This window comes from Hymenobacter sp. FMD4 (assembly GCF_058932745.1).
The window spans coordinates 23,598-44,381 of record NZ_JBZYWH010000013.1 but is presented as its reverse complement, the minus strand read 5'-3'; the positions used below and the strand labels follow the sequence as shown (position 1 = coordinate 44,381).

The window sequence follows — 20,784 nt, the reverse complement described above, 5'->3', positions numbered from 1 at the left end:
GCAGGTCTTCCGCCGGCATTACCAGATACGGGCCCCGCCCCCCTACGTTAGGAGGCAGTCCACTGGTTACGCGGTGGGCTCAGTCACCTCGCCTTCAGCAGGCTCAGTGGCTTCGTCCTCGCCGTCAAATTCGGCCTGGATGACGCGGAAAACGTCTTCGACGTTCTCTTCTTCCAGTTCAGTACGACGTACGATGTCGGCCTTGTTCACGGCCAAAACCGAGCGGCCGGTGTCCAGACCAATCTTTTTCAACTCATCGATAATCCACTGGTCGATTTCGTCGCTGAACTCTTCCAGCGCGATGTCTTCCTCGTAAGTATCGGCTTCGCGGAATACGTCGATTTCCATGCCTACCAAGCGCGAAGCCAATTTAATGTTGGCACCGCCCCGGCCGATGGCCAGTGAAACCTGGTCCGGCTTCAAGAACACCGAAACCCGCCCAGTTTGTTCATTGATTTTCATCGATGAAATTTTGGCCGGCGACAAGGCGCGCTGGATGTACAGCTCGAGGTTGTCGGTGTAATTGATGATGTCAATGTTCTCATTTTCCAGCTCGCGCACCACGGCGTGGATACGGCTGCCCTTCATGCCTACGCAGGCACCTACGGGGTCGATGCGGTCATCATAGCTTTCTACAGCCACTTTAGCCCGCTCGCCCGGCTCGCGTACGATGTTCTTGATGGTGATAAGACCATCAAAGATTTCGGGCACTTCCTGCTCCATCAGGCGCTCCAAGAAGGCGGGTGCAGCACGGGATAGGATGATCTTTGGCGCGCCGTTGATGACGTCCACGCGGTGAACCACGGCGCGGATGGTATCGCCCTTGCGGTAACGGTCCTTGGGAATCTGCTCCGGCTTGGGCAGGCTCAGCTCGTTTTCCTCTTGGTCAAGCACCAGCGTTTCGCGGCCCCATACCTGGTAGACTTCGCCGGCAATGATTTCGCCGACCATGTCTTTGTACTTCTGGTAGAGGTTGTCGCGCTCAAGGTCCTTAATGCGCTGAATAAGCGTCTGGCGGGCCATGAGTACGGCGCGGCGGCCAAACTCCTCCAGCTTCACCTGCTCGGATACTTCTTCGCCTACTTCAAAGTCCGGCTCGATCTTTTGGGCCTCCGACAGCGGAATCTTGTCGTGGTCCCAAATGTCCTCCGACTCGTCGTCTACGATTTCGCGGTTGCGCCAGATTTCCAGGTCACCGTTGTCGGGGTTAATGATGACGTCGAAGTTGGAGTCGTCGTTGTACTTCTTGCGAATCATCGTCCGGAACACCTCTTCGAGGATGCTCATCATGGTGGGACGGTCGATGTTCTTGAACTTAGCAAACTCCGAGAAGGACTCGATGAGGTTGAGCGTGTTCATGGGGGTGGCTATTAGCTGTTGGCTTTCGACTGAAGCTTCCCAGTGGAGATGCAGTACAAAAGATAACAGTTAGAAGGATGATTTTCAGTGCGGCAGCCGATAGATATCAGCTGTAAGCTTATTTGAAAGAAATGACGATACGCGCTTCCTGAATTGTGTCAAAAGGCACGAAAGCCGGATCGAGCGTCTTCTTTTTGTTTTTTTCCTTCACCACTTCGCTGAGCATGATGCCTTCGGGCATAAACTCATCGAGCGTGCCGGTTTTTTCGGAGCCGTCGGCCATCTTCAAGGCCAGCGTGCGGCCCGCGTGTCGGGCGTATTGCCGCGCGCTCATCAGGGGCTGGTCGGCGCCGGGCGAAGTAACCTCGAGCGAGTAGGCCGCGTCTTCTCCGTATGCCTCATCGATCTGGCGCGTCAGGCGGCGGGTGATGCTGCCGAGCTCGTCGATGCCAATGCCTTGGTCACCGTCGATGGTCGCCGTGATTTTAGGACGGACTGCCGTGTCACTCACCGTCAGGCCCACTACGAAATACTCCGGGCCGGGCAAGCTGGCTTCCAGCATTTGCTGGATACGGGTGCGTTCGAAACTCATGGAGATGGGTAGCAAAAGAAAGAGGGGACTGCGCGTCCCCTCCTCTTGAATACGATTAAGTATGGCAAAGATACAACATTGTGGCTCCGGGCGCAAGGGGCGCCTTATTACGCCTTGGACTATTGGCCTCCTTAATTCGTTAGAACGAGGAGAATGCCCAAGAAGCTAGCGGCGAATTTCAACCCAGCCTTTGGCTTTGCGGCCTTCGGGGTCGGTCAGGTGATAGTAATATACTCCGTCGGGCAAGTTAGCGCCGCCCCAATTGTTGCGGTAATCTTTGGATTCGTACACTTGATTGCCCCAGCGGGAGAAGACCTTTAGTGTAGTAGGCAGGCAACTGAGCCGTTGTACAAACACATCGTTGAGGCTGTCGCCATTGGGCGTAATAATGTTCGGGATGAACGGGTCGCCTACGTAGACTGGTGCAAATTGCGTAGTGGATTGGCAAGAGCCATTATAATAAGCTGTAAAGCTGACGCGGTAAGTTCCTGGGCGTTCATATGTATGCGTGGGGAATTGCTCGGTGCTCGTGTTACCGTCCCCGAAGTCCCAAGCGTAACGGCTGGCGAAGAGCAGGTCATGGTTGAAGGTGTGCGTGAAGGGCGCAATGCCGGTATAGTTAGGCAAGCCTTCTGACTGGCGCGGTTTTACGGGGCAAGTAGGTAGATCCAGCGGACGGTTGGTGCGGTCTTCCGGTACTAGCATTACACGCAGCTGATCAGCATTGAGACAGCCTGTGGCAGCTGTGTAGGTATAGGTAAGCGTAACGGGGCCGCTAGCTGCGGGCGGGGTGAAAAGTCCCGATGGGGTGCACCCTTGTCCACTCCATACGCCGCCAGCAGGCGTGCCGCGTAGCTGATAAGAGCTGCGCTGGAAGGCGCACAAAGCAGTGTCGCGGCCTGCTACCACCACTGGTAATTCGTTGACGAGCACCCGCTGGGTAGCTGAGCCGCACTGGTCGGAGTTCAATGTGTACGTGACAGCGTGCGTGCCAGGACCGGCTACCCGTGGAAAGAACATGTCGCCGGATACGCCTGGGCCGCTAAAGGTACCGCCAGCAGGCGTGGCAGTCATGCGGAAGGGCTGCTCATCGCGGCACACTTGCTGAGGCATATTGAAAGTAACGGGTGTAATCGGGCGCACCGTCATATTCAGGGGGCTGGTGGTGACGCAAGTGCCAGTGCTGGCTACCGAATACGTAAGCGTATGCGTACCGATGAGAGAGGCTGAGGGTGTGAAAAAGTAGCCTGCGCTAGCCGAACCCGTTACGCCCGTGCCCGACCAAGTGCCGCCGGCTGGGGAGCCGCCTAGCCGAATGGGACCGGTATCCGCACATACATTTTGGCTGGGGCCGGCCACGGCTGCGTTGATGCCAAAGTCAATCTTAAAGGCGGCGTTATTGCAGTTGCTGGAGTTGTTGCGCGTCGAAAACGAGCCGGCACCGGGCGGGATTGGAAAGCTTGACGAGCCTGAACAACCGCCACAAACAGCTTGGTACACAAACCCGCGACGGTCAAAGCGGGAGGTGCCACCATCAACGTGCTCACCATTAGAGCCAGTGCCGCCAAAATAGGTGGCATACTCAACAGCGGTAGCGTACGGGGCAAACTGAATCAGGTAAAAGTCGTTGCCGTCAGTACTGCGCTGTAACGCGTTAGAAGTAGTGAAGAGGCCATTAACGCTACCGCCGTTCGGCGAGTTGGTACTACCACCCCATCCGCACACGTAGATCCGCTCGCACTGGTCCACTAGGAAAGCGGTGGGGGAAATGTCGGGGGTGGGGCGTCCCGACCCGAACACGGTGCTGATCAGCATGGTGCTAAGGTCGGGTGTGAGTTTTTGGATAAACTGACGGCCGTTGTTGTTGCTGACCACGCCCGCCGTTACCGGCATGTTGCCGCGGGTCTGGCCCAAAGCATATACGCCACCCAAACCATCAAGCTGAATAAAGTACGCTTGGTCATACTCAGAAGTGCCAATGTAAGTGGTACGCAACAGCTGTGGTTGGTTGCCGGGAGCCGTTATGCGACTAATAAAGCCGTCGAGGCCGCCGCGCGCGGTAGCATGATAGGCTCCTGCGGTATTGCTGAGGTTTGAGCTACTGGTGCCGCCGGCTACGTACACGTCACCGGCATCATTTACCTGAATGGAATACCCGGCATCAGCGCCTTGCCCTCCTAAGTAAGTACTCCAGAGCAGGCTTGATAAGTCAGGAGAGAATTTGCAGACGACGGCGTCAGAAGTGCCGCCCCGGTATGTAGGCTGGAAAGCGTTGATTACAGGGAAGTTGTTGGTGCCCGTGCTGCTCGTGCTGGAAGTCAGGTATACGTTGTCGGCGGCGTCCACGATGACGTCGCCACGAAACTGGTCACCGTAATTATTGGCCAGTTGCGAAGCCTCCAGTACTCCGTCGTTGCTATTGCCGCCAAGAAAAGTAGAGCCCACCAAACGGGAGCCAGCAGCATTCAAGCGTGTGACTACAATATCTGCACCGTTGGGGTAAGTCAAGCCATTGGCCGTGATGGAGCGGCCACCGGCAAAGCTACGGTCGTAGCCGTTGGCCAGCACCGGGTAATCAGCGGAAGAGGTAGAACCCAAGATAATCAGCTCGCCGAGGCTGTTAACCACCATGCTATGGGGCGCATCCATGCTGTTGCCACCGATGTACGTGGCCCAAACCCGCGAAGCTGGCCCGGTAGTAGTGGTATTGTACTTGATGATGCCCATATCCCACACACCACCGAAAGAGGTATCAAATGCCCCTGTGCTGGTAGGATAGCCCGAACCGCTCACAATGCCGCCGGAGTACATGTTGCCCTGCTGGTCGTAGGTGGCGGTGAAGCCCCAGTTGTCGGCCTGCGAGCCGGTGAAGGTGGAGAAGACTACCGTCGGGTCGATGACCAGCGCCCGGCGCCGGTCGTACGAGCCAAGCACGAAGCGCACTTCTTTTCCCTGTAGGGCGTAGCGGCAGCTTACAGGTTGTTGCCGGCCCTGGGCATCAAGCTGATAAGCCTTGGGAGCGAGTTCGGTAACAGTGCCAACTGAGGTACTGATAATTAAAGCTCCCTCAGCATTGAGTTGCACGTTGTCGGCGCCTTCGTAGCGCAGCCGGATGCGGTCGGGCTCTGCGCGGGGAGCTAGCTCAAAGTCGTATTCAAACAGCCCCTGCTGGTTTTCATACAAGTGCGCGTCGATACCGGTCCATAGACCGCGGTAGCGCAATTGGCGAAAGCCCGCCACGCCGCTGGCCCAATGTGCGGGGTCTTTGCCCAGGATGTAATTGCGCACCTCGCCGGTTGGCTCGGTATGCTCCAGTGTGGCGCTGGTTCGGGCGTTGACAAACTGCATTTTGTAAGCATGCGCCCGAATCCGCTCCGCCGCTTGGTGAGCTCCTTCCTGGCTTGCGTGCGCATGTTTCAGGGCCGCAGGGTCGAGCAGGGAGTACGTGAGGCCGGCCGCTTCCACGAACATGCGGCCCCCCGCGGGCAGCGGGGCAGCGTAGCGGGCGCGAGAGTCCCATTGGCCTTTGTTCTGAATAAACTCCAGGCTACGCTCGGGCTGCGGAGCCGCCGCCTTGGCTCCTAGCGGCAACAGCAATAGACTGATAGCGTAAGTGGCCCAGTAAAAAGTAGAGAGGCTCATAGGCGAACAATTGAATAACAACATGAAGGTACAACGAAGCCCTGTTCTGGTTGCAAGCCTCACCCAAACATGTGGTAGCCTCCAAAATGCGTTGTAGGTTTGTTTCCCTTAGTTTAGTTATTCGGTGCGTCGTTCTCTCGCCTTCAAGTTTTCCCTACTGGTCATCTTGTGGCTGCTGATAGCCATTGGCAGCATGCAAGTGCCGCCCCGGTTGTTCTGGCCAGCTGCTTTTGTGGCATTGTCGTTGCCGGCGGCGCTGTTGCTGAATGCGTTGCTGCTGCTGTACTGGTTGTTGCGCCGCTGGCCAGTTGCGCTCCTGCCGCTGGTAGTGCTGGTACTTACCTGGCCGCACCTGATGCGGGGGCTTGCGTTGCATCCCTTTGCTACCAACGAGGCGGCCAATCCAACACTGCGGGTGCTAAGCTCCAACGTGCGCATCTTTAATGTGTACCCACAGCTCCGCGACCCGGGTCTGCAGTCCTCAAAAGCCATGATTCAATGGTTGGCTGAGCATCCTGCCGATGTGCTGTGTCTGCAGGAGTTTTATACCGAGCCGCGGCCCACACAGGATGGTACCGTTTTCAACGCCGAGCGAAAAATTGGTCAGTTGAGCGGCCGTCACAGCTTTGTATCAACCACGTTGATCAACGCAGCCGATGCCAAATTTGGCATGGCCATCTTCACGCGGCCTCCAATCATTAGGAAAGGCGTGATATCCTTCGGCAAGCTCACCCAGAATCACGCCATGTGGGCCGACATCAAGCTGCCCGCCGGCGACACGGTACGAGTCTACAACGTGCATCTGCAAAGTATGAGCATGGATGAGCAGGATATTGTAGATAGCTATTCCAGCAAAACAGGCTTAAAAACCAAAAGCTTGGGACTGCTGCGGCGCCTGAAGCGCGGTATGGAAGTGCGCAGCGTGCAGGTAGACACCCTCACGCGTCGGATCGACAATAGTCCCTATCCAGTGATAGTATGCGGCGATATCAACGACCTGCCTTATAGCTATACCTACGACCAACTGGCCGACCGCCTACAGAACGCTTGGGCTACCGTGGGAACGGGCCTGGGTATTAGCTATAATGGTAAAGTGCCTTTGCTGCGCATCGACCACCAGTTTGCCAGTCCGCATTGGCAGGTGGAAAGCTTCCGTATCCGGCGCGACATTCCGTACTCCGACCATTTTCCGCTGGAAGCTGCTTATCAGCTGAAAAAGAATTGATTGTGGACGGGTAGATGAGTCGAGATGGTTAGAAGTGGGAGAACAATCGACCATTTAACCATCCAGCCATTTGACCTTTCACTAATTTTACCCCATGCAACACCCACTGTCGCTTTACAACACGCTCACGCGCCGCAAAGAATCGTTTGTGCCTCTGCATTCCCCGTTTGTGGGCGTGTACCTCTGCGGGCCTACCGTGTACAACGAAGCGCACGTGGGCAATGCCCGTGGCCCGGTGGTGTTTGATGTGCTGACGCGTTACCTGCGCCACCTCGGCTACACGGTGCGCTACGTGCGCAACATCACCGACGTGGGCCACCTGGAAGGCGATTCCGACGAGGGCGAGGACAAAATCAGCAAGCGGGCCCGTGCCCAGAAGCTGGAGCCTATGCAAGTTGCTCAGGACTATGCCAACCGCTACCGCCGCCACATGGAGGCGCTGGGTTGCTTGCCGCCCGATATTGAGCCGCTGGCTACCGGCCACATCATCGAGCAGATTCAGCTTATCGAGGAAATTCTGGCCAATGGCTTTGCTTATGAAGCCAACGGCTCGGTGTATTTCGACGTGCCCCGTTACAACGAGCAACACCAGTACGGCAAGCTCTCTGGCCGCGTGGTGGAAGAGCTGCTGGCCGGCTCGCGCGACAACCTTGCCGGGCAGGAGGAGAAACGCTCGCCGTTGGACTTTGCCCTCTGGAAGCGCGCCGATGAGCGCCACCTCATGCGCTGGCCCTCGCCTTGGGGCGAAGGCTTTCCCGGCTGGCACTTGGAGTGCTCAGCTATGAGCCGCAAGTACCTGGGCCAGGAGTCCGACATCCACGGTGGCGGGCTGGACCTGATGTTTCCGCACCACGAGTGCGAAATAGCCCAGAGCCAGGCTAGCCACTCTCACACCGACGAGGCGCGGGTGTGGCTGCACAACAACATGATTACGGTGAATGGGACCAAAATGAGCAAGGCGCTCGGCAACTTCATCACCGTTTCGGAGCTGTTTGAGGGTCGGCATGACTCGCTGTCGGGGCCGTACTCGCCCATGGTGGTGCGCTTTTTCCTGCTGCAGGCGCACTACCGCAGCACGGTGGACATCAGCGACGAAGGCCTGCAGGCAGCCCGTAAGGGCTACCGCAAGCTCATGAACGGCCTGCGCCAGATTGAGCGGCTACAGCTGCCGGAAGGCACTGAGCGCGCCGCCGACACGGAAAAGGCTGATGCCGAGCTGCGCAAGCTGGTAGCCGACTGCTACGTGGGCCTCAACGACGATCTGAACACGGCCCGCTGCGTGGCTTCGTTATTCAATCTGCTTCGCAAATTCAACGGCTTTTACAACCAGCCTGCTACGCTGGCGCAGGTAGGGGAAGAGGCTTTAGCTGAAGCTACTGCGGCTTTCCGCACGCTGGTACAGGATATTCTGGGCCTGCGCGACGAGCCCCGCGCCAACGCCGAGGAACTGTTGGGCTTGACACTGCAGTTCTACTCCGAAGCCAAATCGGCCAAAGATTACGCCAAGGTGGACGTCATCCGGGCTGCGCTCAAGGAGCAAGGCATTCTGGTGAAGGACACCAAGGCCGGTGTCGATTGGGCTTACGAGGAATAGTTTTCACTCCTGCTTATTTGGCACGTCATGTCGAGCTTGCCCAGGCATCTTGCTCGGGTGCTAATCCTTTCGATGAGCAGTTGCTTAATGTCCGACGTCAGCACGCGAGATGTCTCGGCAAGCTCGACATGACGTTCTATTTTGTTTGCATTCCGACAACATGACCTTTTCTCCCCTGCGCCTGCTGTGGCGCCCCGCCGCCCTGCTGGCCGTTACGGTTCTGCTGACGGCCTGTCCTGATAAAAAGCCAGCCGCCACCGAAACCGATACGCCAGCCGAGCAGCCGCTGCGCAAAGCGCCGGTATTCAACGCCGACTCCGCTTATCAGTACACAGCCAAGCAGGTGAGCTTCGGGCCCCGCGTGCCCAATAGCAAGGCCCATACCCAAACCGGCGACTGGATCATCCGCAAGTTCCGCGAAATGGGCCTGCAGGTGCAGGAGCAGCCGTTTACGGCCATGGCGTTCGACGGCACGCAGCTGCGCAGCCGCAACATCATTGCCCGCTACAATCCGCAGGCAGCCCGTCGCGTAGCCCTGTTTGCGCACTGGGACACGCGCCCTTTCGCCGACAAAGACAAGCAGCAGCCCAACGTACCCTTTGACGGCGCCAATGACGGTGCTTCGGGCGTAGCGGTAGCTATGGAAATTGCGCGCCAGCTGGCCACCCAGCCCGACTCCCTGGCTCCGGCCCTGGGCGTTGATATTATTTTGTTTGACGCCGAAGACTACGGCTACGATACCTCTACGCAGGGCAACAAGCAAAACAGACTAGCTGGGCAGGGCGTGGAAAGCTGGTGCCTAGGCTCGCAGCATTGGGCCAAAAACAAAGTGCCGGCGAATTACAAGCCTGAGTACGGCATCTTGTTCGACATGGTAGGTGCCAAAGGAGCCCGCTTCTCGCGTGAAGAATACTCGCGCCAGTACGCCAACGACGTCGTTGGCAAGGTGTGGTACGTGGCCTCGCGCATCGGCTATTCCGATTTCTTCATCTTCCAGGATAGCCCTGGCATTACCGACGACCACGTGTTTACCAACCAGGCCGGCGTGCGCACCATCGACATCATCGACCATGTGCCCTTCGGTGACGAATACTTCCCGCCTTACCACCACACCACGCAGGACAACATGAGCATCATCGACCGCAACACGCTCAAAGCCGTGGGGCAGACGGTACTACAGACCTTGTATCAGGAATAGGCATCTGATCTAATAAGAGTCTTAACGAAGGTCCGGCCGCGAATAGCACCGGGCCTTTTTCGTGGAACCGTATGGTTGAGCTAGCGGCAAATGGGTTATACTTAGCTCTTCATCCCGCGCCAGGTTTCTATGAGGTACGCGCTAATGTTAACGCTGCTATGGTGGCTGTGCCAACCAGCCGTGGCACAGATTGATACCACCGGTGGGCAGTTTTATCAGCCGCTGTACCCTAGTCCGACAGTGCAGCGCGACGTGGTTTACGGCTCTGCCACCACCTCGCAAGGCGCTACCCAGACCCTGCGCCTCGATGTGTACCAGCCCGCGGGCGGCCCCGCGCAGCCGCGGCCACTGATTATTTTGGCGCACGGCGGGGCTTTTGTGTTTGGTTCGAAAGCTGATTACGACGTCTCAGAACTGTGCACACGCTTTGCCAGGCTGGGCTACGTCACTGCTAGCATTGCTTACCGGCTGGAGTCACCATTTACCTTTTCCGGCTCCCGCGCTGTTGTGCAAGCCATGCAGGACATGCGCGCCGCCGTGCGCTTCTTCCGGCAGGACGCTGCTACGAGCAATCAGTACAACATCAATCCTGACTACATTTTCGTGGGAGGCTCCTCGGCTGGTGCCCTCACAGCTGTGCACACCGCCTACCTCGATAAACCTGAAGAACTAGCGTCGTTGAATGTAAGCGCCGCTGACGGGCTGGAGGGCAACAGCGGAAACCCCGGCTATAGCAGTGCCATTCGGGCGACCATCAATCTGTGCGGTGCCGTGGGCGACCTGGCGTGGATAGAATCCGGCGACGAGCCGCTGGTAAGCCTGCACGGCACCGCCGATGCTGTAGTGCCTTATGGGGCAGGAGCCACTTTTGGTGGTGTGGTGTATGGCAGTGGCATCATTAAGCCCCGCGCCGATGCCGTGGGCGTGGCCAATACGCTTTACACGTTTAAAGGCGCGCAGCACGTGCCCTATAACGGGGTAAGTGCCGCGCAGCTCGCCTATATGGACACCACGTTCTGGACAGTACGCGACTTCTTGCGGCCCTTGCTGGCGCCCGCCGCGCCGCTGCCCGTTACGCTGGTGCGGTTTGAGGCAGTGCGGCAAGGCCGCTATGTTTCGCTTAGCTGGGTAACAGCTATGGAAAGAAGCAGTGCTGGATTTGAGGTGCAGGTGTCATCCGATGGAGAGGTTTATGAAGCTTTAAGCTTCTTGCCAAGCGCCAGCAGCGAATCGACCCAGCGCAACTACTACCGATTCATCGATACTGAAACCCAATCGGCGGGCGTGCGCTACTACCGACTGAAGCAGGTAGATATTGACGGCAGCGCTAACTATTCGGAAGCGCGTGCAGTACGCTTCCCAACAGAAGTCAGCCTAAGTGTTTTCCCCAACCCGACTACTGAGCAAAGAGTCAAAGCAAACATTACGGTGGCAGCAGCCACCACAGCGCGGCTACAACTGCATGATGCCCTGGGTAGAATAATCATTGATCAAGCCCTAAACCTGCCAAGTGGGCAAACGCAGTTCGAACTTGCACCATTGGCGGCCTGTCGACCAGGCATTTACTGCTTGTCGCTATACTATAGTAACGGCCAGCGGCAGCAGCTAAAGCTGGTAAAGCAGTAAGGAGCGGAACTAGGAGTTGTCCTTTGTGCAGCGCCGCGCAAGGTTTGGCCGGCTCAGACATTGTGCCGTCGGCCTTACTACTGCGTCTGCAGATGCTTCTCCGGAAGAAGCATCCTGTCACCTGCCAGCGTCGGCATTTGACAACTCTGCATTGCTTGTGTGCCGGAAGGGGCAAGCCTTTCCAAATTGACTACTTAGAGCCCAGCTGTATGCCTTTTAAAATCGGGCGTAATCAGTTTGAACAGGCAGAGCTGCCGCAACAGTTGACTCCGCACCCAACCGCCTGACCAGGCTAGGATAAGTAAGTCAGCGACGTGCCAGTTTCACTAACCGTCAACCGAGCCGCACGGCCGCAGATCAGGGCCACGTTGGCAGGCTCATGGCCTACCGGAAAGCCATAGGCAACTGGAAACTGGTACTTGCGGGCGTAGCTTTCGATGATTTCGTACGAAGTCTGCCCGAAGGGAATGGCATTGTCCTGCGGATTGGTAAAATGCCCCACGATTAGCCCAGTCAAGCTGCGCAGCTTACCAGTGCGGTCGAGGTGCACCATCATGCGGTCCACGTTGTAGAGGTATTCGTCGATGTCCTCCAGAAACAGGATGCGGCCAGCGGTGGGGCAATCCGAAGCAGTGCCGGTGAGCGTCTGAAGCAAGCTCAGGTTGCCGCCGATCAACTCGCCTTCGGCTGTGCCAAGGCGGTTTAGTGGGTGAGGAATTGTTTCGTAGCTGACGGGCTCCCCAAATAAAGCCTGCCGGAGCGTTTCGAGGGCCAGTTCACCATCGGGCTGGGTAAAGAGCAGCGGCATTACGCCGTGGATGCTTTCGTGGCCAAGAGCCAGCAAATGGCAATTCAGCGTGGTGATATCCGAAAAGCCGGCAATCCACTTCGGGTTGTTGGCGAAGCCAGAGAAATCGAGCTGATCGATGATGCGCGTGGTGCCGTAACCACCGCGGGCGCACAGGATGGCCCGGACGCTAGGGTCGTCAAGCTGGTGCTGAAAGTCGCGGCGGCGTAGCTCGTCGGAGCCGGCAAACTGGTGGTGTTCGGTGGCTACTGTCTCGCCCAATACCACTTCCAGGTCCCAGCTCTGCAGCACTTGCACGGCGGTAGCTATTTCCTCTAGGGAGACTTTACGAGCGGGACACACGATGGCGACTCGGTCGCCAGGGCGAAGGGCAGGGGGCGTAATGGGCATCAGAAAGGGGCTTGTCAGACGCAAACCTACGGCGTGCGGCACAACCTTACGCTTTACTGGTGATGGAATTGTAAAGACCGAACACAGCATGTCTCGTCGTTGCCGATGTAGATTTACCAGTAGGCTGTTCAACAGCGTGATGTGGGGCGAAGGTGGAGATGCTACTACAGCCGCCTGTTCGTGTATGAACCTATCCTAGTGTGCTGCTGCCCGAACAAAACGATGGTTGACTTTTTGCGGGCCTTATCAGGCTTTAGCGTTTGAGCCCTGGCGCAGGTTGATACCACCAACGGCCGTCATCTGCGCCCATTTTTCAGCAGTCCAAGGTGACGCGCGCCGTGCCGTACGGCTTCGCGCTCTACCCGTCCTGGAGCGGTTTTATGGAACCGGCCACGCATGATCGTGCTGCGCGGCAACCTCAATGCCGGCATCTATTCCTTAAGCGGTGAAGGGTTGGCCTATCATCTTTTAGGCCTTCAGCGGAAGTTTTATTATACCGGTTTCACCCAATGTATTGGCTAGGCTGAGGGTAAACTGTAAAGCGGGTTGAGGCAGATAAACTTCCAAAAAAGCATGGTGAGTTGTGGATTTTGCTCCAGGGAAGCATCAGCAGTACATGCAACATAGCACACTCTTGATCTTGGCGCTCTTACTGTCTGGCTGCGCCACTCAGCACGTTCTTACGCCAGGTACTTACATCGAAACCCGGCTCAATGCGGTGTTGTTTGCGCAGAAAGAACTCCGGGTAGCCGCCGACGGCCGTATCAGATACTTTCAGCATCTAGACGACATAAGTATGAGCCGGGAAGGCTGCGGCACCTACCGTTGGCGCGGCCGACAGTTGGAATTGCGGCTTAGTGGCCAACCGGATACTGCTACTGTGCGCACCAGTGCCACACCGCTGCCGGCTGCTAGTCGTAATCTGCAAATCTTTGTCAGGGCACAGGTGGCACCGTACAAAACGGAGCCGTTGCAGGGTGCCACGGTACTGGTGCGCAATGCCACTGGGCAGATAGTGGGCGGAGCCACGACTGACGCCGACGGCTTTGTCGAATTGTCGCTGGCGCAAGCTGAGCCGCCGCGCACCGTTGAAATCACCAGTATCGGCTTTCGGGGCTGGCAGCAGCCATGGCCATCCGTGGCTACGGCCTACCACGTGCAGTTGCCCGTTCAGCCCTACCAGCCTTACGAACTGGGCACCCGCAAGCGCTTCCGAGTAGTGACAGCTTCGCCTAGGTTACTGCTGCTACTGCAGGGCCGCGATACTGTTTCGATGGTGGCCAGACCTTGAACTGGCTCGAACGCAAAGCAGCCGGCTAGACCGACGGCGGCTGCTTGAAGCTAAGTAGCTATTCAGCTACTGCTACAGCTGCTTCGGTTAGCTTTGGCAGGGCAGTAGTAACGGCCCGCGTACGGCCGGTACGCGCCACAAAAGTGCCAGCAGTGCGAAGCGCATCACGGTGTTGGCGCAGTTGGCTGAGTCGAACAAACCCTACTACGTAGTCATCAACGAAGCTTGAGGAGCTTGCTTCTTCCGATGTTTCGGCAAAGCCAAACGCTTTCTGGAGGGTACTAGGTGCGTGGCGCAAATAAACTTCCAGTTCCAGATCTGCATCAGCTGAGGGCAAGGCTGCAGAAGCGCTGAGCTTGTCGTACGCATAGCGAAAGCCATTGTGCAGGGCCACCAAGTCCGAAAGCACTGCCGAGCCGGTAGGGTGGCCACCTGCGCCGCGGCCGCGCCAAAAGTGCTGGCCGGCAAATTCAGCTTCCACCACCACGCCGTTAAACTCGCGTTCTACAGCATACAGCGGCGAATCAGCATTCACGAACTGCGGCGTGACAAATACGGTGGCGCCACCACCGGGAAGGGGCTGCAGGCTCGCTACTACTTTGATTTTCTGCCCGCGTTCGGCTGCGTAGCGGATATCGGCCGCGGAAATATTTTCGATGCCCAGGTTTAGCACTTCGTCGGGCGCTAGCAGTAGTCCGTAGGCGTGAGCGGCCAGGATTACCGCTTTGGAGCGCGGGTCGAAAGCAGCCATGTCCAGTGTGGGGTCGGTTTCGGCGAAGCCTTGCACCTGCGCCTCGGTAAGCGCCTCGGCGTAGTCGGAGCCGCCTTCGGTCATGCGCGTCAGCACGTAGTTGGAGGAGCCGTTGAAAATGCCGCTCACGCCCAGCAGTGGTTCTTGACCGAAGTAGCTGTCGATGGTGCGAATCACCGGAATGCTGCCGCACACGGCCGCTTCGTAGAGCAAGGTACCCCCGAAGTCGCGCTGCAGCTGCAGTAGCTCGGGCAGGTGTCGGGCCACCATGGCCTTGTTGGCCGTGACCACCCGGCGGCCTTGGTGGAGCGCGAGGCTCACCAGTCGGAAAGCTTCGGTTGGGTCGTCGATTACTTCTACCAGCAAGTCCAGTTCTGGGTCGTGCAGCAGCGCATCAGCTTGAAACTCGAAGCGGTTAGCTGGCAGCGGGCGCATCTTCGTAGGGTTCTTGACGGCAATACGGCGTACCTCAAAACCAGCCTCGGGGTGGCGTTCCAGAATATCGTATAGCCCTTGCCCTACGCAGCCGAAGCCAATCAGGCCGATGCGGGTGCGGGCGTTAGTGGGCGAAGGTTTGGACATAGAATCGTTCGAGAAAGTGCGCGATTTGCGCGGTTTCAATCAAGAAGCCGTCGTGGCCGTAGGGCGAATTCATTTCGGCGTACATCGCTCCCGGAATCAGGCGGGCCAGCAATTCCTGCTCGGCGGGTGGAAACAGCACATCGGACGAAATGCCCAGTACCAGCGTGCGGGCTTGTACCCGCGCCAGTGCTGCCTCCACGCCGCCGCGGCCGCGGCCTACGTGGTGCGAATCCATGATGTGCGACAAGGTGACGTAGCTATAGGCGTTGAAGCGCGCCGTAAGCTTGTCGCCTTGGTACTGCTGATAGGAACTGGCCCGGTAAAAGGCTGGCAGTGTATCGTGGTTGGGCTCGGCCTGCGTGCGGGCGTAGGCATCATAGCTGCGGTAGCTGAGCAGCGCAATGGCTCGTGCAGCCCGCAGCCCGGCCGTGCCACCCTCCAGGCCCCCACCTGCATAGGTGCAGTCGGCCTGAATGGCTAGGCGCTGCGCTTCATTGAAGGCAATGCCCCACGGGGAATGTTGAGCATTGGTAGCCAGCAACACAAGGTGCTCAAACAGCGTCGGCTGCTTAATGGCCCACTCCACGGCCTGCTGCCCGCCAAGTGAGCCGCCAATAACCGTGTGGATTTTCGTCAATCCCAAATGCTGCCGCAAGTGTTCATGCGCTGTCACTAGGTCGCGCACGGTCAGGCGCGGAAAGGCCTGATACAGCGGCCGGCCATGTGGTGCCACGGGCGTAGTGGGCCCGGTGCTGCCGTAGCAAGAGCCCAGCACGTTGGCGCACACGATAAACCAATCGGCCGGGTCGAAGTAGTCACCGGTACCTATCAGGCCGGGCCACCAGCTCAGCACGTCGGAGTTAGCCGTGAGAGCATGGCACACCCAAAGGACATTGTCGCCTGCGGCATTGAGCGTGCCGAACGTGTGATAGGCTATCTGAACGCCGTCGAGCTGCCCGCCGCATTCCAGCGGTAGCGCCTGCGCAAGAGTCAAGGTTTGTGGGTTACTCATAGCTTAAAGAACCGCTCTGCGCGGGAGCAAGTAAGGCAGTACAGAATGTGCGGTAAATGAGGACAAGAGCGCCCCGGCATAAAGGCGTGTTGTCAGATATTCTTTGCTTCCGGCCCCTTCGGAGTGAGCGTGAGTGAAGAGTGAAGGAGCCGGAAAGCAAAGAGGCCTAGGCAAAGACGCGGCGTTTTTCCCGAAACGCCGCGCCTGTCCCCGTCGCTGGAAGGGAAGCCGTGCCATGGCAGTGGCTAGGCTTCACTTGTTCCCTCCCTTAAACTTCCAGCGTTGCGGGGTGCCCGGCTTGTTGTTCAATGAGGATTTCTGCGTCTGCTGGCGTGCTCAATGGCGCTTGGTTTTGCACAGCGTCGAAAGCGCGCTGCAGGTCAGCTTTGATATCGTCGATGTGCTCTAAGCCTACAGAGAGGCGCAGCAGCGTAGGCGTCACGCCGGCAGCACGCTGTTCAGCGTCACTGAGCTGTTGGTGCGTGGTGGCCGAGGGCTGAATGATGAGCGTCTTGGCGTCGCCCACATTGGCCAGGTGACTGATGAGCTGCAGGTTGTCGATGAACTCGGTGGCTGTATCCTTAGAGCCTTTGATGGCGAAGGTGAGCACGCCGCCGAAGCCGCGCTTCAGGTACTTAGTGGCCAACTGGTGATAGGGGCTACTCTTCAGACCGGGGTAGTTTACGGCCTCTACCTGCGGGTGCTGCTCCAGCCATTCGGCGATTTTTAGGGCGTTTTCTACGGTGCGGTCCACGCGCAGGCTCAGCGTTTCGAGGCCGATGAGCAGCTGCCAGGAGTTGAAAGGGCTCTGAGAGGGGCCGAAATCGCGCAGGCCTTCCACCCGGGCCCGAATGATAAAGGCGATGTTGCCGAACGGCCCGTTTTTGCCGAATACGTCGTTGAATACCAGCCCGTGGTAGCCTTCGCTAGGCTCCGTGAACTGTGGGAATTTGCCGTTGCCGAAGTCGTATTTGCCGCCGTCCACTATCACCCCGCCGATGGAGGTGCCATGCCCGCCGATCCACTTCGTAGCCGACTGCACCACGATGTGCGCGCCGTGCTCCAGCGGCCGGAACAGGTAGCCACCCGCTCCAAAGGTATTGTCCACAATGAGCGGGATGTCGTGCTTCTCGGCAATGGCTGCAATGGCTTCGAAATCAGGAATGTTAAAGCCAGGGTTGCCGATGGTTTCCAAGTACAGCGCCTTGGTATTCTCATCAATCAGTCGCTCAAAGCTTTCAGGATTGTCACCGTCGGCGAAGCGCACCTCAATGCCGAGCCGCTTGAACGCAACCTTGAATTGATTGTACGTGCCGCCGTACAGGAACGAGGTCGATACGAAGTTGTCGCCGGCCTGCAGGATGTTGTTCAGCGCAATGAACTGAGCGGCCTGTCCCGAGGAAGTGGCTAGGGCAGCCACGCCACCTTCCAAAGTGGCCACGCGCTGCTCAAACACGTCCGTTGTGGGGTTCATCAGCCGGGTGTAGATATTTCCGAACTCTTTCAGCGCAAACAAGTTGGCGCCGTGCTCGGCATTCTTAAAAACATAGCTGGTAGTCTGATAAAGCGGCACGGCGCGGGCGCCAGTCGTAGGGTCGGGCTGCTGGCCGGCGTGGAGTTGAAGGGTCTCGAATTGCAGGTTCTGCGTGGACATGATAGTGCTGAGAAAGAGGGTTGTGGATTAAGAAATCGATGCGAGGAACCGGCTACGCTGGACCATAAGCCGCGTATGCCGGAGTGCAGCCCTGCTACAGCCCGGAATACATCAACGGGTGCGTAAAGGCCACGCGCCGCGGGGAAGCCCAGCGGCAATCAGGAAAATTGAGAAAGGGTAGGGGCAGGCTTTACGCGCCTGCAAAGCGCACTACCAACAACAGCAACAACACGCCATCAGAGCCGCACGCAGGGCATGTGGCTGCATCGTTACGCTGGTAGGGTGAGCGGCTACAAGCATAGCTGTAGCAGGCACCGCGGTAGCGCGGAACTGGAAGGAGGTGTCGGAACTATTTGGGTAGTTTGCCATAGCACGCCATTTATTTGCCCCCAGTCTGATGGTCAGTGGGGCAGGACTTGGCACCTGCCGGCTGGTGCATTGCCGGTGGTTGCCAGCGGGTCATCGAGCCTGTTCTCTCGCCGCTTCGGAATAAATCATGCTTCAAAAAACGCCGGGCCGTAAGCCGGGCTGGCACAAAGGTAGTACCGGATGCATTAAACGCAAATCCGGCAAAAAGTTTTTTCGAACACCAAAAATTATAGTTGAAGTGCCTGCGCACCTGGTCTGCAAAGAGGGTTGTAATTATTCGTGTACTAGCTAATAAGGCTTGTACAGTGCATAAAAAAACGTCCAGGGGTCGGACCTGAACGTTCATTAATCAGAGGCGAAATCCGCTTATAGCTGCGGCAGTTTCAGCACTTGCCCTACCTCTATGTGGTCGGGGTTAGAGCCGATGGTGGTCTTGTTGGCATCGTAAATTTGGTGCCACTTGCTGGCGTCGCCGTAGTGCTTCTTGGCAATTTTCGACAGCGAGTCGCCGCTTACTACGGTGTAGCTCTGGCCCTGCTGAGCAGCAGGTTGGGCCTGCTGGTTCTGGTTGCCGAAGAAATCGGCGGCTCCACCGGTTTGTTGTTGGGGCTGGGTTGGTTGTACGGGCTTTTTCTCGCCCTTATCGCTCAGGAAATCAAAGAGTCCCATAGTGGTGTCGTTGGTTGGGTGTAGAATCAGATGCCAATGGCTTGATAGCCAATTGGTCGCCTAAGCTTTACGCCACTGCTGCTAATTGGTTGCTGGCTTAACCCTTTGACAAGAGGCGCGTAAGAAACGCGGCAGCGACTCATCAGTGACTCGCTTTCGAACCACTTGTACCACTCCATTCCAGACATCCTATGAAACGCGCATTCAACACTCCTTTACACTACTTAGCCAGCCTGCTGATGCTGCTCACGCTTGTTACCTACGCCTGCGGCAGCAAGGAAGGCAAGGTGGAAGGAGTAAACATGCTCTACGGCACCGATAGCAAAGTGTGGAAAACCAACCGTGAGAAGGATGCCACCGGCGACAAAGTGAAGCAGACTTCTGAGCAGAAGCAGGAGGAAATTCGTTTTTTCGCCAACGGGCAGTACGTAATGACTTCGCCCACGCAGTCGATCAACGGCAAATACACCTTTGACCAGGGCAACAATAAAATTTCCATGACGCCCGAAAACGGCAGCACCAGCAGCACATTCGACGTAGTGACGCTGACCGAAAAGCGCCTGACGCTGCGCAGCCCCGAAGGTGCTGAACTGCAACTGGCTGCCGACTAAGCGTAGCAATTGGCTAAAAATGCAAAAGCCCTTCAGTCGTCAGACCGAAGGGCTTTTTTATGGTTGGTCGACAACTAAACAGAGGCATTAAGGGGAGGCGGTCCTGATGGGAAAGTCAACCAAATGCCACGGACATTACGATGCCATTACCTCTTTCACAGCCTGTTTGCCAAATACCCGGCCTACCCAGCGCGGCAAGAAAATGGTGCCCAACAGCAAGTACAGGTAGTAGGTGGCGATACGGTAAAGCAGCAGAATAAAGTTCGACATGGTATCGGAGCCAGCGAAGGTGCGGAAGAACAGCGGAAACGCGCCTTCGGCAATGCCCGCCCCGCCCGGCGTAATTGCAATAAGCAGCACTACTTTATAGATGAGGTTGCGGGCGAAAATCAGCCCGAAGTCACCCGGCGATATGCTGATGAAGGCCGCAATAAGGCAGCCGATAACGAGGTAACGCGCCGTCCAGACAAAGACCGTGGACAGGATACCCCGTACCCAGTAGCCCGCGCTGTTGCCGCGTAGCTGCTTGGAGGCGTGCATCAGCTCGATGCTGTGGTGATAAGCCCGCCGGCGCCAGCGGTGCAACCCGCGCATCGAGAACAGCCGCACCAACAGTCGCTTTACCGAGCGCGGATTTACAAAAATGGCGTACGCCATCAGCGAGGAGTACACCAGCGTGGCAAAGTAGCTGACGCCTACCGCAATTTTGAGCGTGAGTACCAAGCCCGATTGCAGGGTTTCGGTGGGATAGATGTAGTCGCCGGCCAATAGCAACACCAGCGGCACCGCCAGCACGAAGTACAGGTTATCGAGCATGGCCGTCACCATCACGTAAGCCAACGACTTGCCTAGCGGAATACCTTCTTTATTGAGCAGCAGGGAGGCAATGGCCGTCCCCCCAACCGCCGAGGGCAGCACGCACGATGCAAACTCCCAGATCATGATGACGTCGACGCTCTGCTTCCAGGTAAGCTGTCCTTCGGCGATGTGCTTGATGCGGTACATATAACCCAAATCGCGCACGAGAAGTACGGCTAGTGTCACCAGCAGCCACTCAGGGCGGGCATTGGCCAAGCTGGCCAAGTCGCCGGGCTTGTAGCTGCGCCAGAACATAAACCCCACCACCCCGAGGCCAATAGCAACCGGCAGCAGCATGCGCGAGGGCGAAAGTTTTTCGAGCAGCTGGCGGTCCTGCTGGGGAGTGGTCATGCGGAATGGGGGAAGGTATTGGGCAAAAATACGGATAAGGGCCTCGGCGTACCGTTAAAAATGGATTAAGCTTCGGGCTAAATGCCCAGTACTGAGCCGTAAATCCCTTCCGTAGCATCAACGAACGTAACTGCAGGAACTGGGTTGCTAAGGAACTGCGGTGGGAAAAACTTGTAACTTTGCCACTTGCTAGTGTTCAAGA

General features: G+C 57.4%; 15 protein-coding genes and 1 riboswitch. Of the genes, 6 read left to right on the top strand and 9 right to left on the bottom strand.

What is annotated here, in order from left to right; all coding sequences use genetic code 11:
* Positions 1 to 66: 66 nt before the first annotated feature.
* The 3 genes from nusA to AC5FXY_RS13210 all read right to left on the bottom strand — a co-directional run bounded on the left by nusA (position 67) and on the right by AC5FXY_RS13210 (position 5,593).
* Positions 67 to 1,359 carry a transcription termination factor NusA gene (gene nusA, locus AC5FXY_RS13220; RefSeq protein WP_493557157.1) on the bottom strand — a complete coding sequence of 431 codons (1,293 nt, stop codon included), beginning with the start codon at positions 1,357 to 1,359 and terminating at the stop codon, positions 67 to 69.
* A 118-nt stretch (positions 1,360 to 1,477) separates the two neighbouring features.
* Entirely contained in the window at positions 1,478 to 1,951 is a 474-nt protein-coding gene (gene rimP, locus AC5FXY_RS13215) for a ribosome maturation factor RimP (RefSeq protein WP_493557156.1), read from the bottom strand.
* Positions 1,952 to 2,116: 165 nt separating this feature from the next.
* Positions 2,117 to 5,593 carry a DUF7948 domain-containing protein gene (locus AC5FXY_RS13210; protein WP_493557155.1) on the bottom strand — a complete coding sequence of 1,159 codons (3,477 nt, stop codon included), beginning with the start codon at positions 5,591 to 5,593 and terminating at the stop codon, positions 2,117 to 2,119.
* 124 nt (positions 5,594 to 5,717) lie between these two features.
* Between AC5FXY_RS13210 and AC5FXY_RS13205 the strand changes: the two genes are divergently transcribed.
* The 4 genes from AC5FXY_RS13205 (at position 5,718) to AC5FXY_RS13190 (ending at position 11,236) form a co-directional block, all read left to right on the top strand.
* Positions 5,718 to 6,818, top strand: a complete 1,101-nt coding sequence (locus AC5FXY_RS13205) for an endonuclease/exonuclease/phosphatase family protein (protein ID WP_493557154.1) — start codon at positions 5,718 to 5,720, stop codon at positions 6,816 to 6,818.
* 94 nt (positions 6,819 to 6,912) lie between these two features.
* The gene (cysS, locus tag AC5FXY_RS13200) at positions 6,913 to 8,412 is read left to right on the top strand and encodes a cysteine--tRNA ligase (protein ID WP_493557153.1); all 1,500 of its coding nucleotides are present in this window, start codon (positions 6,913 to 6,915) and stop codon (positions 8,410 to 8,412) included.
* A 160-nt stretch (positions 8,413 to 8,572) separates the two neighbouring features.
* Positions 8,573 to 9,610: a M28 family peptidase gene (locus tag AC5FXY_RS13195; protein ID WP_493557152.1), complete on the top strand. Its 1,038-nt coding sequence runs from the start codon at positions 8,573 to 8,575 to the stop codon at positions 9,608 to 9,610.
* A 144-nt stretch (positions 9,611 to 9,754) separates the two neighbouring features.
* Entirely contained in the window at positions 9,755 to 11,236 is a 1,482-nt protein-coding gene (locus AC5FXY_RS13190; protein ID WP_493557151.1) for an alpha/beta hydrolase fold domain-containing protein, read from the top strand.
* Positions 11,237 to 11,528: 292 nt separating this feature from the next.
* On the opposite strand, the gene AC5FXY_RS13185 is transcribed toward AC5FXY_RS13190, so the two are convergent.
* Positions 11,529 to 12,434, bottom strand: a complete 906-nt coding sequence (locus tag AC5FXY_RS13185; protein WP_493557150.1) for a S66 peptidase family protein — start codon at positions 12,432 to 12,434, stop codon at positions 11,529 to 11,531.
* Between the two features lie 640 nt (positions 12,435 to 13,074).
* Here AC5FXY_RS13185 and AC5FXY_RS13180 point away from each other — a divergent pair.
* A complete protein-coding gene (locus tag AC5FXY_RS13180) occupies positions 13,075 to 13,725 on the top strand; it encodes a hypothetical protein (RefSeq protein WP_493557149.1) in 651 nt (216 codons plus the stop codon).
* A 58-nt stretch (positions 13,726 to 13,783) separates the two neighbouring features.
* Here AC5FXY_RS13180 and AC5FXY_RS13175 read toward each other — a convergent pair whose 3' ends face one another.
* From AC5FXY_RS13175 to AC5FXY_RS13160, 4 genes are all read right to left on the bottom strand, one after another.
* Complete coding sequence (locus tag AC5FXY_RS13175) at positions 13,784 to 15,058, bottom strand: homoserine dehydrogenase (RefSeq protein ID WP_493557148.1); 1,275 nt, start codon at positions 15,056 to 15,058, stop codon at positions 13,784 to 13,786.
* Entirely contained in the window at positions 15,036 to 16,070 is a 1,035-nt protein-coding gene (locus AC5FXY_RS13170; protein WP_493557147.1) for a homoserine O-acetyltransferase family protein, read from the bottom strand. The genes AC5FXY_RS13175 and AC5FXY_RS13170 overlap by 23 nt, the downstream gene beginning before the upstream one ends.
* Before the next feature lie 268 nt (positions 16,071 to 16,338).
* Positions 16,339 to 17,724: an O-acetylhomoserine aminocarboxypropyltransferase/cysteine synthase family protein gene (locus AC5FXY_RS13165; RefSeq protein WP_493557146.1), complete on the bottom strand. Its 1,386-nt coding sequence runs from the start codon at positions 17,722 to 17,724 to the stop codon at positions 16,339 to 16,341.
* Positions 17,725 to 18,100: 376 nt separating this feature from the next.
* Positions 18,101 to 18,220: riboswitch (SAM riboswitch) on the bottom strand.
* A gap of 239 nt (positions 18,221 to 18,459) precedes the next feature.
* A complete protein-coding gene (locus AC5FXY_RS13160; protein WP_493557145.1) occupies positions 18,460 to 18,762 on the bottom strand; it encodes a LysM peptidoglycan-binding domain-containing protein in 303 nt (100 codons plus the stop codon).
* A 191-nt stretch (positions 18,763 to 18,953) separates the two neighbouring features.
* On the opposite strand from AC5FXY_RS13160, the gene AC5FXY_RS13155 reads away from it, so the two are divergent.
* Positions 18,954 to 19,373: a hypothetical protein gene (locus AC5FXY_RS13155; RefSeq protein ID WP_493557144.1), complete on the top strand. Its 420-nt coding sequence runs from the start codon at positions 18,954 to 18,956 to the stop codon at positions 19,371 to 19,373.
* A 135-nt stretch (positions 19,374 to 19,508) separates the two neighbouring features.
* Here AC5FXY_RS13155 and AC5FXY_RS13150 read toward each other — a convergent pair whose 3' ends face one another.
* Entirely contained in the window at positions 19,509 to 20,582 is a 1,074-nt protein-coding gene (locus tag AC5FXY_RS13150; RefSeq protein WP_493557143.1) for a lysylphosphatidylglycerol synthase transmembrane domain-containing protein, read from the bottom strand.
* Positions 20,583 to 20,784: the final 202 nt, after the last annotated feature.